This is a genomic window from Ralstonia sp. Ralssp110 (assembly GCF_047325135.1).
Taxonomy (GTDB): Bacteria; Pseudomonadota; Gammaproteobacteria; order Burkholderiales; family Burkholderiaceae; genus Ralstonia; species Ralstonia mojiangensis.
The window spans coordinates 1220193-1236064 of the sequence record NZ_CP168609.1 but is presented as its reverse complement, the minus strand read 5'-3'; the positions used below and the strand labels follow the sequence as shown (position 1 = coordinate 1236064).

Genomic DNA, 15872 nt, shown 5'->3' with positions numbered 1-15872 from the left:
CCTGATTCAAATTTTTTCCGTATCCATAAGCCCCACGCTGCGGTGCCGCCCTCAACTGAGTCGAAGACCGCATGCCCTCGTTTGTCCTTTGCGATTTGCCGAGGCCATGGCGACTTCGCGGGTGTTTTGAGGGCTCCGGGATTGTTGTAACGCAACGGAATCGGGAGGCAGGCCGGGCGCTTGTCTGGAATCACAGTTGCTTCGCCATCTACCCAAATCCGAACTCCTTGCCCCAGGGTCTCGACAGGCGCAAATACCTGCGGTGACCTTATATAAGGAACTTCAACTAGATTCTTGCAAGCAGCGTCGCATGGGCATCGATACACAGAACGGTTGAGCTCAATACGATGGCGACGAGTGCGGATTGCCGAGCTACGTTTGTGGGACCGACCATTGGATTGGTCGACTGAAGAAGAGTTGGCGCCGAAGCGCCTGCCGCTGGGCCGACGGTAGCTCGGCTGCTTTTTCGCCGCGCTTGATGCCTTTGTTTCCTAGGCGGACACTTGGCGGCTACGGACGCGGAGCTACAGTCCGCGCCGCGCTAAGGTGTTGCATGGAGAAACAGGGGTGTCGGAGTTGGTTGAGAGCGGACTGGCGTCAACAGTCCCCAACCCCGCTGTTGGTACAGACTTTTTTGTACAGGTACGGACTCTTTTGTATGCCGTCAATTTTACGAAAACGACTAATCCGGCACCACCGCCGTCACCTCGATCTCCACCTTGGCCCGGTCTTCCACGAGCGCTGCCACCTCCACTGCCGTCATCGCAATGCTGAAGCTGCCGATCAGCTCGCGGAACGCCTTGCCGATCTCGGGGTAGGCCGCCACGTACGCCTTCTTGTCGGTCACGTACCACGTCATGCGCACAATGTGCTCGGGCTTGGCATCGCCGGCGGCAAGTACCTCGACGATGTTCTGCAATGCCTGACGAACCTGCCCGGCCAGGTCATCCGTGTGGAACACGCCCTGCGCATCCCAGCCGATCATGCCGGCCACGAACACCATGCGCCCGCGCGCGGATACACCGTTGGCATAGCCCTTGGGGCGCGGCCAGTTAGGGGGGAGGAGTACTTCCATGATGCGATTCCTTCTAGTTCTATCGGGACTGTTGAACGCTCGCCTCGATCGCCTGCCGCACATCGGACGGCATCGGCATCGCTCGATGCGTATTGAGATCGGTAAACACCAGTACCTGCTGCGAACGCACGCGCTGCTCTTCGCCCGCCCAGCAATCCAGGCCTAACGTGAGCGACGCATTGCCCAGCCGCTCCAGCTTCAACTTGAACTGCACGTCGTCGCCCATGCGGCTGATGGCGCTGAACTCGCAATGCAGCTTGACGATGGGCAGGCCGATGCGGCGCGGGCCAAGCATCTGCGCATACGAAACGCCCAGTCCGTCGGTAAACCAGTCTTCGACCAGGCCGTTGAACAGCACGAGGTATTGCGGAAAGTAGACGATGCCGGCCGGGTCGCAGTGGGCAAAGCGGATGCGGGCAGCGCGCTCGAAGTGGTAGCTGCTCATGATTTGTCGTGTTCGCGCAGGCGGTAGCGCAGCAGCTTGCCGACTTCACTGCGCGGCAGGCTCGTACGAAACTCGATGGCGCGCGGGTACTTGTAAGGTGCGACGGTCTGCTTCACGAAGTCCTGCAGTGTCTTGACCATCTCCGGCCCCGCCGTGTGGCCCGGATGCAATACGACGAAGGCCTTGACGATCTGCCCGCGCTCTTCATCGGGCTCTCCGATCACGCCGCACTCGGCTACGGCCGGATGCTGCATCAGCGCATCTTCCACCTCGGGCGCGGCAATGTTGTAGCCCGACGAGATGATCATGTCATCGGTGCGCGAGTGGTAATGGAAGTAGCCTTCCTCGTCCATCAAGTAGGCATCCCCCGTGAGGTTCCAGCCGTTGCGCACGTAGGCGCGCTGGCGGTCATCGGCCAGGTAGCGGCAGCCGGTCGGGCCCTGCACGGCCAGGCGGCCCACGGTGCCCGGCGGCACGGGGTTGCCGGCGTCGTCCACAACCTGTGCGACATAGCCGGGGACAGCCTTGCCGGTGGCGCCAGGGCGCACGTCGGCATCGGCGGCGGAGATGAAGATATGCAGCATCTCGGTCGCGCCAATGCCGTCGATCAGCTCGATGCCGGTGGCGTTCTTCCAGAGCGTGCGTGTGGCAACCGGCAGCGCCTCGCCCGCTGACACACAACGGCGCAGAGGCGTGGCACGCAGCTCGTCTCCGCGCGCCGCGATGTTGCGGTACGTGGTCGGGGCCGTGAACAGCACCGTCGCGCCAAACGTGCGGATGCCGTCGACCAGATCGTTCGGCGACGCCTTCTCCAGCAGCACCGTCGATGCACCCACGCTCATCGGAAACAGCAGCAGGCCGCCGAGCCCAAACGTAAACGCCATCGGCGGGCTGCCGATGAAGATGTCGTCCGCGCGCGGTTGCAACACATGCGGCGGCCAGCACGCGCAAATGGCGAGGATGTCGCGATGAAAATGCATCGTCGCTTTCGGCACGCCCGTCGTGCCCGACGTGAAGGCGAGCAAGCACGTGTCATCTGCTGCCGTGTCGACGTTGGTGAAGGTGGCTGGCTGGCGTGCCATGGCGGCCTCCAACCCTTCCGGCGTGTCATCGTGAAAACACAGCGTCTGCACGGGCTTGGCGGCTTGCGCTACGGCATCGCGTAACTCGTCGACGAGCCGCGCATCGCACAGTGCGAAGCCGATCTCAGCCTTGCCCAGAATCTGCCCCAGCTCTTTGGCGCGCAGCAGCGGCATGGTCGTCACGGCAATCGCGCCCACCTTCATCACCGCAAACCAGCAGGCGGCCAGCATCGGGCTATTGGGCGAGCGCAGCAGCACGCGGTTGCCCGGCACCACGCCCATCTCGTTGACCAGCACGTTGGCGATGCGGTTGGCGTGCGCCTGCAGGTCGGCATACGTCCAGCGGATGCCGGGCGCCTGGATGCAGAGGCGGCCGCCCTCGCCTGCAGCAACACGGCGATCGAGCAGTTCGGTTGCACAGTTAAGCTGCGGCGGAAACTGCAGCGCCGGCAGGTCGAAGCGGTACACCGGTTGCAGCTCTGCCGGCGGCAGCCGGTCGCGGGCGAAGGTGTCGATATGGGCGCTGGGCATGGAGAACTCTCCGTCTCTGTCGTGGACGTGGGCGTGTTCAGGGCTTGGCGGGCGCCGCCGCGCGCAGCAATTCGCGCGCGATGATGAGTTGCTGCACTTCAGTAGCGCCTTCGTAGATCCGCAGCGAGCGGATCTCGCGATACAGGCGCTCGACCGGCTGCTCGCTCACCACGCCCAGGCCGCCCCACATCTGCACGGCGGCGTCGATCACCTGCTGCGCGTTCTCGGTGGCCGCCAACTTGGCCATGGCGGCCTCGCGCGTCACGTTGCGGCCCTGGTCGCGCTGCCACGCGGCGCGGTAAGTCAGCAGCGCCGCGCTGTCGATGGCGGTCGCCATCTGCGCGAGCTTGGCCTGCGTCAGTTGGAAATCGGCCAGCACGCCGCTGAACATCTTGCGGGTGGTAGCGCGCGCAAGCGCTTCGTCCAGCGCACGGCGCGCAAAACCCAGCGCGGCTGCGGCCACCGACGTGCGGAACACATCCAGCGTGCGCATCGCCACCTTGAAGCCCTCGCCTGCCGCGCCCACGCGCTGGCTGGCCGGAATGCGGCAGTTGGTAAAGCGCAGGCGCGCGAGCGGGTGCGGTGCAATCACGTTGATGCGCTCTGCAATCTCAAAGCCAGGCGTACCGGTCTCGACGATGAACGCGCTGATGCCGCGCGAGCCCGGCGCCTCGCCGGTGCGGGCAAACACGACGTAGAAGTCGGCGATGCCGCCGTTGGAAATCCACGTCTTCTCGCCGTCGAGCACGTAGTCGGTGCCGTCTTCACGCGCGGCGCAAGCCATGGCCGCAACGTCGGAGCCGGCATCGGGTTCGGACAGCGCAAACGCTGAGATGGCCTCGCCGGGCGCGACCTTCGTCAGATAACGCTCGCGCTGCTCAGGCGTGCCGTGCAACGAGATGGCGCCCGACCCCAGCCCCTGCATCGCAAAGGCAAAGTCGGCCAGGCCGGAATGGCGTGCCAGCGTCTCTCGGATCAGGCAGATGGCGCGCGTGTCGATGGTCTCGCCCGCGCCGCCGTGCGCGGTACCACCCACGGCGTGGCGCAGCCAGCCAGCTTGCCCGAGCGATTTGACCAGCGCGCGGCATTCGGCATCCACATCGGGGCCGTGGTCGTGCGGGATGTGCTTCGTGGCCCAGGCGTCCAGCTCGGCTTCGAGCTGCCGGTGCTTGTCGTCAAAGAACGGCCATTGCAGATAGTCCTTGTCGCTCATCTCAGTTGCCCTCGAATACCGGTTTTTGCTTGGCGACAAACGCGTGATAGGCCCGCGAGAAGTCTTCGGTCAGCATGCAGATGGCCTGTGCCTGGGCCTCGGCCTCGATCGCCTGCTCGATCGTCATCGTCCATTCCTGATGCAGCATCGTCTTGGTGATGCCGTTGGCGAAGGTCGGGCCGGCGGCCAGGTCGGCCGCCAAGGCTTGCGCTTGGCTCAGCACCTCGGCCGGTTCGCACAGGCGGTTGAAGAAGCCCCAGCGCTCGCCCTCTTCGCCGCTCATCGATCGGCCGGTATAGAGCAGTTCGCTTGCGCGGCCCTGGCCGATGATGCGCGGCAGGATCGCGCAGGCGCCCATGTCGCAGCCGGCCAGGCCAACGCGGTTGAAAAGGAACGCCGTCTTGCTGCGCGCGGTGCCCAGGCGCAGGTCGGAAGACATCGCCAGGATGGCGCCTGCGCCGGCGCATACGCCGTCAATGGCAGCGACGATTGGCTGCGGGCACGCACGCATCGTCTTCACCAGTTCGCCTGTCATGCGCGTGAACATCAGCAGCTCGGGCGCCTTCAGTTGCACCAGCGGGCCGATGATCTCGTGCACGTCGCCGCCGGAGCAGAAGTTGTCGCCCGCGCCCGCCAGCACGATGGCCTTGACGTCATCCGCCCACTTGAGTTGATGGAACAGGTCGCGCAGCTCGGCATACGAATCGAACGTGAGCGGGTTCTTGCGCTCCGGCCGGTTGAGCGTGATGGTGGCAACGCCGCCTTCCACGCTCCACAGGAAATGCTTGGCTTGATAACCCGCCAGCGGGCGGCGGTTGCCGGCCAGCAGGGCCGGGTCAATGCGGTCGGTCATGGTTTGGTCGGGTTCGTTTGAAGTTGTTCGTCGCGCGCGTCCAACTCGGTCTCACGCTGTGCAAGGTGCACGCGCAGGTGGCCGAGCTGCGCATACAGTGCGTCTTTGTTGGCGATGCCAAGGCCGTCGAACATCTCGATCAGCCAGCGTTCGTGCTCGGCAGCCATCTCGGCAAAGTGGCGGCGGCCGGCGTCGGTCAGCAGCACGCGAAAGGACCGGCGATCATCCGGATCCGCCTCGCGTTTGACAAGCCCCTCCTTCTCCAACTGATCGGTCAGGCCGGTAACGTTGCCGCCGGTCACCATCAGGTAGCGCGACAGCACGTTCATGCGCAGTCCGTCCGGGTGGCGATCGAGTTGCGCCAGGTAGTCGAAGCGCGGCAGTGTGGTGTTGAAGCGCGTGCGCAGGCGCTGGCGGATCTGCTGTTCGATCTGCGTACTGCAGGCCAACAGGCGCAGCCAGATCTTGACGTCCATGTGATCGTCCACATGCGCGCGCGCTTCCAGGCCGATATGTTCGTCGCCCAGCGCCTGCACGACGGCGTGATGGCCGGAGGCTCGCGTGGCGAGTGCGGTTTTGCGCCGGGTGCGTTCGGTGCTCACATCACCTCCCCGCCAGACACCGAGATGGCCTGACCCGTGATCGACGACGCGCCATCGGAGCACAGCCACGCCACGGCGTTCGCCACTTCGTCGGGCGTGATGAGCCGGCCTTGCGGGTTGCCCTTCACCAGCTCGGCCCGCGCTTCTTCTGCGCTGCGGCCGGTGCGGGCGACGATGCGGTCGATGCTCTCGCGCACGATGTCGGTTTCGGTATAGCCAGGACACACCGCGTTGACGGTGACACCGCGCGCCGCCAGCTCCAGCGCGAGCGAGCGCGTGAGCCCGATCACCCCATGCTTGGCCGCCACATACGCCGACACATACGCATAACCGCGCTGCCCCGCCGTGCTGGCAATGTTGACGATGCGGCCGCGGCCCGACGCCTGCACATCGGCCAGCGCCGCCTGCGTGCACAGGAACGTGCCCGTCAGGTTGACGGCCAGCATGCGCTGCCATTGAGAAAGCGTGGTCTTCGCAAACGGTGCGCTCTCCGCCTGCCCCGCGTTGTTGACGAGGATGGAGATGGGGCCGAGCCCCGCGCGTGCGGATTCGAATGCCGCTGCCACACTCGCCTCCTCAGTCACGTCGCACGTAACGACCTGCGCACGGGCGCTGTCGGGCAACGTCCTGGCGGTGGCTTCCAGCACGCCAGCATTGCGGCCCATCAGCGTGAGCGTGGCCCCTTGCGCGGCCAGTTGTGCGGCAATCGCAGCACCAATCCCGCGCCCTGCGCCGGTAACGACGGCGTGGTGTCCGGTGAGCATTGCAGGGGTCGCCATCTCAAACCCCCTGCATGCGGTTGGCCTGCTCCAGCGGAGACAGCCCCGCCGCCTGCGCCGCCATGGCGCGCTCGCGCTCCAGGTTGCGCTCCAACTGCAGCTTGCCCGCGCGGTACTGCTTGGGCCACGGCATGTCGAGATAGCCGATGCGTGCGGCCTCGTTGAGCGTCCAGGCCGGATTGGCCAGGTGCGGACGCGCCACGGCGCACAGGTCGGCACGGCCGGCCGCGATGATGCTGTTGACGTGGTCCGCCTCGGAGATGGCGCCCACGGCGATGGTGGCGATGCCCGCCTCGTTGCGCACGCGGTCGGCAAACGGCGTCTGGAACATGCGGCCGTACACCGGCTGTTCCTTCTTGCTGACCTGCCCCGACGAGCAATCGATCATGTCCGCGTCCGCGGCCTTGAAGATGCGCGCAATTTCCACCGCATCGTCCGGCGTGATGCCGCCCTCCACCCAGTCGTGCGCGGAAATGCGCACCGACATCGGCTTGTTGCTCGGCCACACCTCACGCACGGCGTGGAAGACTTCCAGCGGAAAACGCAGCCGGTTCTCCAGCGATCCGCCATATTCGTCGTTGCGCTGGTTCGTCAACGGCGAGATGAACGACGACAGCAGATAGCCGTGCGCGCAGTGCAGCTCCAGCCAGTCGAACCCGGCTTCTGCCGCCAGGCGCGCCGAATGGACAAAGTCGTCACGCACGCGGTCCATGTCGTCGCGCGTCATGGCGTGCGACCACTGGCTCACGCCGTCCAGATACTGCTGGGGCGATGCGGAGATCAGCGGCCAGTTCTGCCCGTCTTCCAACGGCAGATCGATGCCCTCCCACGCCACGCGCGTCGAGCCCTTGGCACCCGCATGGCCAAGCTGGACACCCAGCTTCGCATCGCTGTTGGCATGCACGAATTGCACGATGCGCGCCCAGCCGTCGCGCTGGTCGGTGTTCCACAAACCCGGGCAGCCGGGGGTGATGCGCGCATCGGGCGATACGCACGTCATCTCGGCCATCACCAGGCCGGCACCGCCCATGGCGCGAGCACCCAGGTGCACGAGGTGATAGTCCGCCGGCTGGCCGTCTTCGCACGAGTACTGCGCCATGGGCGACACCACCACGCGGTTCTTGAGCGTGACCCCGCGCACCGTGAACGGCGTGAACATCGGCGGCACGGGTCCGTGCTGCGGGCCGCGCGGGGCACCGGCCTGCTCGGCGATCCAATCTTCAAACGATTCGAGATAGCGCTTGTCGCGCTGGCGCAGGTTTTCGTGGCTGATGCGCTGGCTGCGCGTGAGCAACGAATACGCAAATTGTTCGGTCGGCAGGTTGGCGTAGCGGTCTACGTTTTCAAACCACTCCGTCGAGTTGCGCGCCGCGTTCTGGATACGCAGCACTTCCACGCTGCGCACGGCTTCATAGTGTTCAAGTGCCGCACGCAAATCGCCCGGGTGCTGGCCGATGCTGCGCGCCAGCTCAATCGAATCTTCCAGCGCCAGCTTCGTGCCGGAGCCGATCGAGAAGTGCGCCGTGTGCGCGGCGTCGCCCATCAGCACCACCGGCGTGTTGTGCGCATTGGTATGCACCCAGTGCCGGCAAACCACGCGCGGAAAGCGAATCCACTGCGCAGAGCCCCGCAGGTGCGTGGCGTTGGAAATCAGCTTGTTGCCGTCGAGGTACTTGGCGAAGAGCCGCTCGCAGTACGCGATGGCCTCTTCCTTCTCCATGGTCTCCAGCCCGGCGGCGCGCCACACCTCTTCGGGCGCCTCGACAATGAAGGTGGAGGTTTCGTCATCAAAGCGGTACGCATGCGCCTGGAACCAGCCGTGCTCGGTTTCTTCAAACGCAAAGGTGAAGGCGTCGAACAGCTTGTGCGTGCCCAGCCAGACAAAGCGGCAGCGGCGGGTGTCGATATCGGGTTGATACGTCGCTGCGTACTTGGTGCGGATGCGGCTGTTCAGGCCGTCGCTGGCGATGATGAGGTCGGCATCGGCATAGGTGGCGTCATCCTGCACGTCGGTTTCAAAGACGAGCTTGACGCCCTCTTCCTCACAGCGTGCCTGCAGGATGTTCAGCAGGCGCTTGCGCCCGATGCCGCAGAAGCCGTGCCCCCCCGAGCGCACCACCTGGCCACGGATGTGGACTTCAATGTCGTCCCAGTGGTTGAAGGCGTCGAGGATCTGCGCGGCGCTCTTGGCGTCGGCGCGCTGCAGGTTGCCCAGCGTCTGGTCGGAGAACACCACGCCCCAGCCGAACGTGTCATACGGGCGGTTGCGCTCCACCACGGTGATGTCGTGCGACGGGTCCTGCAGCTTCATCAGCAGGGCAAAGTACAGGCCGGCCGGCCCACCACCAATACAGACAATCTTCATGACAACGGCTCCGCATTTGATGCGGTATTACCTTAGTCATGAATAGTTTAGTTGTAAAGTAATTTGCCCAGCCGGCGCCCCGGGGTTTACACCGAACCGCGCGGCGCCAGGCTCACACTCGCATGTGAGCCCCCACTTAGCACAGGCGCTGTCGGAAGAACGCGAGGATCTCGTCACGGGCGGCGAGCGTGGGCTCCCCGGCCGCGTCGATCAGGTGGGCGGTCACCACGCTGTGCGGACAAGGCACATGCTGGGCAAAGAACGACGGCGGGTTCGGGTGCGCGGCGCTGTCGGGCAGCACGCGCGGCACAAAGCGAGGGCCCAGCTCCTGTTCATAGGCAGCGAAGCGCTCGGCGCGGCAGAAGCGGTCGCCCTCAAACCGATAGGCCAGCACGGTCAGGTCTTCCTGCTCCAGCCGCTGGCGCACGGCGGCCGCTTCCTCCCGCGCAATCTCGATCCCGCCCGGCTCGTTCAACGGCAAAGACGGCTGGCACAGCACAGGCGCCAGCATGGCCGGCTCCAGCATCATCGTCAGCGCAAAATTGCCTGTGAAGCACATGCCGATCGCCCCCACGCCCGGGCCGCCGCACTCCGCATGGGCCAGCCGCGCCAGCGCGCGCAGCCATTGCGTGACGGGGCTCGACTGGTTGGCCGCAAAGGCGCGGAACTCCGCGCTCACGCACGCATGGCGGAACACCTCGGCCCCCGCATCCGCCTCGGGCACCGCGCCATCGCGCCCGAACAACGACGGCATGTAGACAGTCAGCCCCGCATCGCGCACCCAGCGTGCAAACCGCGCCACGTGCGGGCTGATGCCCGGCATCTCCGCCATGACGATCACGCCCGGACCCGTGCCGGCCACGTAGACGGTTTTGGTGATGCCATCCAGCGTGATCTGGCGGCACGTGAAGTCTTCCAGGCGGTCGTCTTGCTGCGGGTGCTGGCTTGTCATGCGTGGGCTCCGGTGAGTTGATCCGGCTCAGGCGACGAGGTGCTGCAGGTGTGCATAACCTGCCGCCCTGGCGAAATCCGGCAGCGTCCACAGCGCACCGTTCACGCCCCAGGTGCCGTCGGCCACGTCATGCAGCATCACGGAGGTCACCACGCGCCGGCCATCGGCCGCCGGCAGCGACTGCACGAAGGCATCGTGCATCTGCAGCACGAACAAGGCCCGTGCATCGGCATCCAGCACACCCGCCGGCACGTGGGCGATGGCCAGGCACGGCACCACCTGCGTTGTCACGTCCACCCTGCCGCACCACCAAGAGGCGGCCGGCACGTCTTCCATCACCACCCAGGTTGTCGCCCGCCGGCGAGGATCATCGGGAATCTGCTCGGCCTGCACCGCAGCCTCGGTGATGCGGCGTGCGAGCGCCGCGCGTGCGTCGCCGTCAAAGGTGTTTGCAGGAATCTTGACGAGGATGTTCGGCATGTGGGCACTCGTGAGCGTTGTTGACATGCCTGCATTGAATCCGCGCAGCCGCTAGACTGGCAGTGTCGATTTCGACATCTTTCGGGCAACTTTGGTCATGGCGGATTTCACCATCCTCGTACTCTCCGGCGCGTACGCCACCAGCGTGGCGGCTACGCTGGACATCTTGCAGGCCGCGTCGACACTGGCCCCGCGCATCAAAGCCGCACGCCCCACGTGGCGCGTGCTGTCGGCCGACGCAACCAGTGTGCAGCTGAGCAACGGCATGCAAGTGCAGGCCACCGCGCTGCCAAAACGCCCGCGCCCCGATGGCGGCACCTGGATCGTGCCCGGCCTGGGCCTGGACCATGCCGAGATGATTGCCACGCGCCTGGCACAAGACGATGCCCAGCGGGCAGCGCGCGCCCTGGCCGCCCAAGTGGCGGCGGGCGGGCAGGTGGCGGCATCGTGCTCGGCGGTGTTTCTGTTGCAGGCAGCGGGGTTGCTGCCCGGGCGCTGCGTCACCACGTCGTGGTGGTTGGCCGCGACGTTGCGGCAGTGGGAACCCGCATGCGCTGTCGATGCCGACCGCATGGTGTGCGCCGACGGCCCGGTCGCCACCGCCGGCGCCGCCTTTGCGCAGACCGACCTGATGCTGCACCTGCTGCGCACGCGCTTTGGCGTGGCGCTGGCCGATGCGGTAGGGCGCGTGCTGCTGATCGACGGCCGCCACGCGCAGGCGCCGTTCGTGGTGCCCGCCATGCTGGCCAACGGCAATGCGCTGATTGCCCGACTGGTGGCGCGCATTGAAGCCGCCCTGCCCACCCCGCCCAGCGTGCAGACGCTGGCCGACGAGCTGGCCATGTCGCAACGCACGCTGTCGCGGCACGTGCGCGAAGCCACCGGCAGAAGCACCCTGGCCCTGGTGCAGAGCGTGCGCCTGAACCGCGCCCGCATGCTGATCGAATCCAGCCGCATGACCATCGACAGCGTGGCCGAAGCCGTAGGCTACGAAGACGCCACTGCGCTGCGGCGCCTGATGCGCAAGGTGTCTGGCACCAACCCCAGCCAATACCGCCCGGCCGCCTAGGGGCCTGGGGTTACAGGCCGTTACACAAGAAGCTGCAGGACTTTAATTTTCGTTTAAGACTTGACGCCTAACTTGGTCACGTCGCACCCACCAGACAGGAACGCACACCATGTCCCCGCAAGAACAGCAAGCGCTGGAAAACTTCCTGGCCCAACTGACGCAAGCCCGCGCCGCAGCCAAGGACCCGCAGGCCGAAGCCCGCATCCTCGACGCCGTGGCGCGCCAGCCAGACGCGGCCTATCTGCTCGTGCAGCGCGCCATGCTGCTCGACCAGGCGCTGGCATCGGCGCAGGCGCAAATCGCCTCGCTGCAAAACCAGTTGCAGGCGGCGCAAGCCGGCCGCAGCGCGTCGTTCATGGATTCCGCCAACAACTGGGGCAGCCACGCCAACAGCCCAGCGCCCAACCCCGCCTACGCCCCGCAGCAGGCCGCCCCCATGCAGATGCCGCCGCAAGCGCAGCCCGCTCCGGCGCAACCCGCGCGCTCGGGCTTCTTTAGCGGCGGCCTAGGCAGCACGCTCGGCAGCGTCGCGACCACGGCAGCCGGCGTGGCCGGTGGCGCGCTCCTGTTCCAGGGCATCGAAAACATGTTCCACCACAACAGCGGCGGCGGCGGCTTCTTCGGCCAGCAGCCCGTGATGGGCGGCACCACGGAAACCGTCATCAACAACTACTACGACAGCGACAGCAGCGGTAACAGCGGCAATACCAACACGGCCTCGCGCGACGACAGCCTCGGGCTGATGGACGATAGCGACCTGGGCGGTAGTGATTATTCGGATGACGATCCGATGTTCAGCTAGGCACGCGACGCCCGCCGCGCAGACTCCGGTCCGAGGGCGCGCGGAGGCGTTTCTTCGATTGGAGTAAAGCATTCCGGCCCGGAATGCCTTCATCCGTCGTTACTGCTCGCTATAGCCACGCCGCTCGATGGCGGCCAGCACATCCCACCCTTGCGGATCGACGTCGCGGCCCCCTAGCGACATCGACACGTACACATCGATCGCATCGACAAAGCCCTTCACGAATACGGCTGGAAAGCTGTGAGCCGAGAAACTCTGGAGCTGCTCGCGCAGCATGCCAGGCCGGCATTGGCCATGCGTGCACATCGCGGTGCGCGTGCGCTTGAGATAGGCCTGGCCCGCGAGCGCGCCGTTCAGGTAAATGCGATTCTTGGTGAGCTTGCCCGCTGCCGCTGACATGGCGTCGGCGCGAGGGGCGGAAGGTGGTGGCGAGGGGTATGAAGCGATTGGCATAGAGCCTCCTTGGGTAGTTGGAGACCCGCCGCTCATTTCCACGTGAGGGTGGCGGGCCCGACAGCGGAGGTGGAAAACTGACACCCAAGGAAGCCAGCCAGCCCGTAGGCTGCTCCGCCCGGCCCGCCATAAAACAGGCGTGCGTAAGCGTCTCGGACAAAATGCTGTCCGCCTTGGGTCAATGTCGGGTTTCCACGCCCGGCTGCCGTTGGTCCGGCAGCGGAGGGATTATAGCGACGGGCCCGGCAGCCGAGGTCTGATTTGTCTTTGTCGGGGCCCGGCGCCACACAGCCCACCCCCAAACCCTCGCGCCCCACTCCCAGACACCCAAGCGCCAACCCCAAAGCCCCACGCTCGACCCTCAAACACTCGATCTCGCCCCCCGAGCGTCGAGCCTCACCGTCAAACAGTCGCTCTCCACAGTCCGCACCTCGCGCTCGGCTCTTCGAGCTTCAAATTTTCGACCTCGGAGAGCCGCGTTCCAGCCTCAAACAGTCGATCGCCACGGTTGAAGGCTGGCGCTCGACAGTTTGACCCTGACGCACGACTCTCGGAGGTCGAAAATTTCGAGCGAAAACAGCGGCACTCCACTGTTTGGGTACCGTGCGCGGGCCTCCGACTGTGGAACACGAGTCTTTGAGGCCCAAACGCCGCGCTCAAACCTCCAAGCTCGGTTATGTATCGGTGGTCATCCGCTCAAGCGCCATCATCGATTGCAGTGCCTGCTGCAATTGATCGAGCGTGTAAGGCTTGCGAAGCGCGGTCCACTTGAACGCAAAGCTGTCGTGGTCTGGGATGGGGTTTCCGGAAGCAAAGACCACGCGTAGTTCCGGATGCTGTGCAAACGCCCGCTGCGCGAGTTCAATGCCGGACATGTCAGGCATGACGATGTCCGTAAACAGAACGTCGACGGAGCCTGCGCGCAGGGCTGCGAGCGCCTGCGCGCCGCTGGCCGCCTGCTGCGGCGTGATCCCGATGAGCATCAACAGCTCGCATACCGCGCCACGCAAGGAAGCGTCGTCCTCCACCACGAGAATGCGCAAGCGCGCCGGCTCCCATACAGGGCCCGTGTTGAGATCGAGCCGCGTCTCTTCTACGTCGGGTCCGGTCGCTTCCACCGCGTCGCCCCCAAGCACCTGGCGAATCTTGAGTGCAAGCTGCTGGCGGCTGTAAGGCTTGCTCAGTAACTCCACACCCGGATCGAGCCGCCCGCCATGGACGATGGCGTTCTGCGTGTAGCCGGAGGTGTACAGCACCTTCAGCGCAGGCAGCGTCTGAACCGCCCTGCGCACCATCTCCGGACTGCGCAGTGCCCCTGGCATGACCACGTCGGTAAAGAGCATGTCGATGTGCACGCCGCTCTCGACCACGGCCAATGCCTGCTCTGCGTTGTTGGCCTTGAGCACGGCATAGCCGAGGCCGCCCAACAGATCGACCACGGTTTCGCGAACTTTTGCATCGTCTTCCACGACGAGGATCGTCTCATTGCCGTGCTTGAGCCCGCTGGCCTTGGAGCGTGCAGGCTCGACCGCCGTGCCGGTGGAGCGGGGCAGATAGACCCGCACGGTCGTGCCCTCCTCAACTTCGCTGTAGAGCCGGATATGGCCGCCGCTCTGCTTGACGAAACCGTATGCCATGCTGAGCCCGAGCCCCGTGCCCTCACCCTCGCGCTTGGTGCTGAAGAACGGGTCGAACGCCTGCTCCATCACGTCGGGGCTCATGCCCGTGCCCGTATCCGTGACGGCGAGCATGACGTACTGCCCGGCCGACACGTCGGGGACCGACATCACATATTCGTCGTCGAGCGTGGCATTGGACAGTTCCAGGGTGAGCTTGCCGCCCTCCGGCATCGCATCCCGGCCGTTGATCGCCAGATTCAGGATGACGTTTTCCAGCTGATGCGGATCGACCGCGATATTCCAGAGGCCGCCCGCAACCACAGATTCGATCTCGACCGCTTCGCCCAGTGCCCGCCGCAGCAAGTCGTCCATGGCGCGCAGTTGCCGGGCAGGGTTGATCACGACAGGCGCGAGCGGTTGCTGACGGCCGAAGGCAAGCAACTGGGCGGCGAGCTTGGCGCCACGATCAACGGCATCGATGGCGTTACTGAGCCGCTCGGCGCTCCAGCCATCACGGCCATGCCGGCTCTCGAGCAGTTCGAGATTGCCCCGCAGGACTTGCAGCACGTTGTTGAAGTCATGGGCAACGCCGCCCGTGAGTTTGCCCAGCGCTTCCATCTTTTGGGCCTGGAACAGCGCCCTTTGCGTTTGCTCGAGCTGCTCGTTGGTGTGCCGCCGTTCCGTGATGTCGCGGGTGACCTTCGCAAACCCGACCAGCTCGCCATCTTCGTAGATGGCATCGATGATGACGTGCGCGAAGAAGCGGCTTCCGTCACGCCGCACGCGCCAGCCTTCTGCCTCGAAGCGCCCGTCGCGCCGGGCGGTCTCCAGGCCCCGGAACGGTACGCCCGCCGCGACATCCTCTGGCGTATAAAAGCGCGAAAAGTGCGAACCGATGATCTCGGCCTCGGTATAGCCCTTGATGCGCCGCGCCCCCGCATTCCAGCTTGTGATGTGCCCGTCGGTCGACAGCATGAAGATGGCGTAGTCCGTTACGCCCTGAACAAGCAGGCGGAAGTTGCGTTCGCTCTTCAGCACCGCGTCGTGAGCGGCCTTCTTGTCGCTGACGTCCCTGATCACGGTCCCGAACCCGATCAATGCGTTGTGGCTGTCACGCAGTGCCGTCATGGCGACATTCGCCCAGAACGGCGCACCGTCCTTGCGCATGCGCCATCCCTCCTCGACATGCCGCCCTGTCTCGGCGGCGGCATGCAGCGCGGCCTCGGGCGCACCGGAGGCTCGGCCCTCGGGCGGATACAAAAGTGCGAGTGGCTGGCCAATAATTTCGTCAGCCCGATAACCCTGCATGAATTCGCCGCCCGGATTCCACGTCGAGACAATGCCCTCGATCGATAGTGCAAAGATGGAGTAATCCAAGGTCGATTTGGCCCACAGCTGAAGCCATGCAGAGCCAAATTCTGAGGACGAAGAGGCGGCGGCGTTCATTCAGGTACCAGGTAAGCGGACAGCGCCGCAAGGAGCGCCAGGCGCAGCAATGTGCCCAGGGCTGCCCCTCACGCACCGGCGCGGTCAGCGGTTGCGGGGCGGAGAG

At 65.4% G+C, this 15872-nt stretch carries 14 protein-coding genes; 2 read left to right on the top strand and 12 right to left on the bottom strand.

Features of this window, described 5'->3' with window-relative positions:
• Nucleotides 1-682 precede the first annotated feature (682 nt).
• The 10 genes from ACEN9T_RS06220 to ACEN9T_RS06175 all read right to left on the bottom strand — a co-directional run bounded on the left by ACEN9T_RS06220 (nucleotide 683) and on the right by ACEN9T_RS06175 (nucleotide 10377).
• Nucleotides 683-1075: a RidA family protein gene (locus tag ACEN9T_RS06220; protein ID WP_027679568.1), complete on the bottom strand. Its 393-nt coding sequence runs from the start codon at nucleotides 1073-1075 to the stop codon at nucleotides 683-685.
• A gap of 19 nt (nucleotides 1076-1094) precedes the next feature.
• A complete protein-coding gene (locus tag ACEN9T_RS06215) occupies nucleotides 1095-1520 on the bottom strand; it encodes an acyl-CoA thioesterase (RefSeq protein WP_092977170.1) in 426 nt (141 codons plus the stop codon).
• Nucleotides 1517-3133, bottom strand: coding sequence for an AMP-binding protein (locus ACEN9T_RS06210; protein ID WP_413705813.1), 1617 nt, complete (start codon nucleotides 3131-3133; stop codon nucleotides 1517-1519). The genes ACEN9T_RS06215 and ACEN9T_RS06210 overlap by 4 nt, the downstream gene beginning before the upstream one ends.
• Nucleotides 3134-3170: 37 nt before the next feature.
• Entirely contained in the window at nucleotides 3171-4346 is a 1176-nt protein-coding gene (locus ACEN9T_RS06205; protein WP_413705812.1) for an acyl-CoA dehydrogenase family protein, read from the bottom strand.
• 1 nt (nucleotide 4347) lies between these two features.
• The gene (locus ACEN9T_RS06200; protein WP_413705811.1) at nucleotides 4348-5199 is read right to left on the bottom strand and encodes an enoyl-CoA hydratase family protein; all 852 of its coding nucleotides are present in this window, start codon (nucleotides 5197-5199) and stop codon (nucleotides 4348-4350) included.
• Nucleotides 5196-5801 carry a MarR family winged helix-turn-helix transcriptional regulator gene (locus ACEN9T_RS06195; RefSeq protein WP_092977162.1) on the bottom strand — a complete coding sequence of 202 codons (606 nt, stop codon included), beginning with the start codon at nucleotides 5799-5801 and terminating at the stop codon, nucleotides 5196-5198. Before ACEN9T_RS06195 ends, ACEN9T_RS06200 begins: the two co-directional genes overlap by 4 nt.
• Complete coding sequence (locus ACEN9T_RS06190; protein ID WP_413705810.1) at nucleotides 5798-6580, bottom strand: SDR family NAD(P)-dependent oxidoreductase; 783 nt, start codon at nucleotides 6578-6580, stop codon at nucleotides 5798-5800. Before ACEN9T_RS06190 ends, ACEN9T_RS06195 begins: the two co-directional genes overlap by 4 nt.
• Before the next feature lies 1 nt (nucleotide 6581).
• Nucleotides 6582-8945, bottom strand: a complete 2364-nt coding sequence (locus ACEN9T_RS06185; protein WP_413705809.1) for a bifunctional salicylyl-CoA 5-hydroxylase/oxidoreductase — start codon at nucleotides 8943-8945, stop codon at nucleotides 6582-6584.
• Nucleotides 8946-9081: 136 nt separating this feature from the next.
• Entirely contained in the window at nucleotides 9082-9897 is an 816-nt protein-coding gene (locus ACEN9T_RS06180) for a dienelactone hydrolase family protein (RefSeq protein ID WP_413705808.1), read from the bottom strand.
• A 27-nt stretch (nucleotides 9898-9924) separates the two neighbouring features.
• The gene (locus tag ACEN9T_RS06175; protein ID WP_413705807.1) at nucleotides 9925-10377 is read right to left on the bottom strand and encodes a tautomerase family protein; all 453 of its coding nucleotides are present in this window, start codon (nucleotides 10375-10377) and stop codon (nucleotides 9925-9927) included.
• 97 nt (nucleotides 10378-10474) lie between these two features.
• On the opposite strand from ACEN9T_RS06175, the gene ACEN9T_RS06170 reads away from it, so the two are divergent.
• Together ACEN9T_RS06170 and ACEN9T_RS06165 are read left to right on the top strand one after the other, a co-directional pair.
• Nucleotides 10475-11446: a GlxA family transcriptional regulator gene (locus ACEN9T_RS06170; RefSeq protein ID WP_413705806.1), complete on the top strand. Its 972-nt coding sequence runs from the start codon at nucleotides 10475-10477 to the stop codon at nucleotides 11444-11446.
• Nucleotides 11447-11555: 109 nt separating this feature from the next.
• Nucleotides 11556-12248, top strand: coding sequence for a DUF2076 domain-containing protein (locus tag ACEN9T_RS06165; RefSeq protein ID WP_092977150.1), 693 nt, complete (start codon nucleotides 11556-11558; stop codon nucleotides 12246-12248).
• A gap of 99 nt (nucleotides 12249-12347) precedes the next feature.
• On the opposite strand, the gene ACEN9T_RS06160 is transcribed toward ACEN9T_RS06165, so the two are convergent.
• Both ACEN9T_RS06160 and ACEN9T_RS06155 read right to left on the bottom strand, forming a co-directional pair.
• A complete protein-coding gene (locus ACEN9T_RS06160) occupies nucleotides 12348-12701 on the bottom strand; it encodes a hypothetical protein (RefSeq protein WP_413705805.1) in 354 nt (117 codons plus the stop codon).
• A 674-nt stretch (nucleotides 12702-13375) separates the two neighbouring features.
• On the bottom strand, nucleotides 13376-15766 hold the full coding sequence (locus ACEN9T_RS06155; protein WP_413705804.1) for a PAS domain S-box protein: 2391 nt from the start codon (nucleotides 15764-15766) through the stop codon (nucleotides 13376-13378).
• Nucleotides 15767-15872: the final 106 nt, after the last annotated feature.

What these genes read in the sequence shown, in the direction of transcription:
- ACEN9T_RS06215 (WP_092977170.1), bottom strand. Translation starts at nt 1,520, where the DNA reads ATGAGCAGCTACCACTTCGAGCGCGCTGCCCGCATCCGCTTTGCCCAC.
- ACEN9T_RS06200 (WP_413705811.1), bottom strand. Translation starts at nt 5,199, where the DNA reads ATGACCGACCGCATTGACCCGGCCCTGCTGGCCGGCAACCGCCGCCCG.
- ACEN9T_RS06175 (WP_413705807.1), bottom strand. Translation starts at nt 10,377, where the DNA reads ATGCCGAACATCCTCGTCAAGATTCCTGCAAACACCTTTGACGGCGAC.
- ACEN9T_RS06210 (WP_413705813.1), bottom strand. Translation starts at nt 3,133, where the DNA reads ATGCCCAGCGCCCATATCGACACCTTCGCCCGCGACCGGCTGCCGCCG.
- ACEN9T_RS06185 (WP_413705809.1), bottom strand. Translation starts at nt 8,945, where the DNA reads ATGAAGATTGTCTGTATTGGTGGTGGGCCGGCCGGCCTGTACTTTGCC.
- ACEN9T_RS06160 (WP_413705805.1), bottom strand. Translation starts at nt 12,701, where the DNA reads ATGCCAATCGCTTCATACCCCTCGCCACCACCTTCCGCCCCTCGCGCC.
- ACEN9T_RS06190 (WP_413705810.1), bottom strand. Translation starts at nt 6,580, where the DNA reads ATGGCGACCCCTGCAATGCTCACCGGACACCACGCCGTCGTTACCGGC.
- ACEN9T_RS06205 (WP_413705812.1), bottom strand. Translation starts at nt 4,346, where the DNA reads ATGAGCGACAAGGACTATCTGCAATGGCCGTTCTTTGACGACAAGCAC.
- ACEN9T_RS06165 (WP_092977150.1), top strand. Translation starts at nt 11,556, where the DNA reads ATGTCCCCGCAAGAACAGCAAGCGCTGGAAAACTTCCTGGCCCAACTG.
- ACEN9T_RS06155 (WP_413705804.1), bottom strand. Translation starts at nt 15,766, where the DNA reads ATGAACGCCGCCGCCTCTTCGTCCTCAGAATTTGGCTCTGCATGGCTT.
- ACEN9T_RS06170 (WP_413705806.1), top strand. Translation starts at nt 10,475, where the DNA reads ATGGCGGATTTCACCATCCTCGTACTCTCCGGCGCGTACGCCACCAGC.
- ACEN9T_RS06220 (WP_027679568.1), bottom strand. Translation starts at nt 1,075, where the DNA reads ATGGAAGTACTCCTCCCCCCTAACTGGCCGCGCCCCAAGGGCTATGCC.
- ACEN9T_RS06180 (WP_413705808.1), bottom strand. Translation starts at nt 9,897, where the DNA reads ATGACAAGCCAGCACCCGCAGCAAGACGACCGCCTGGAAGACTTCACG.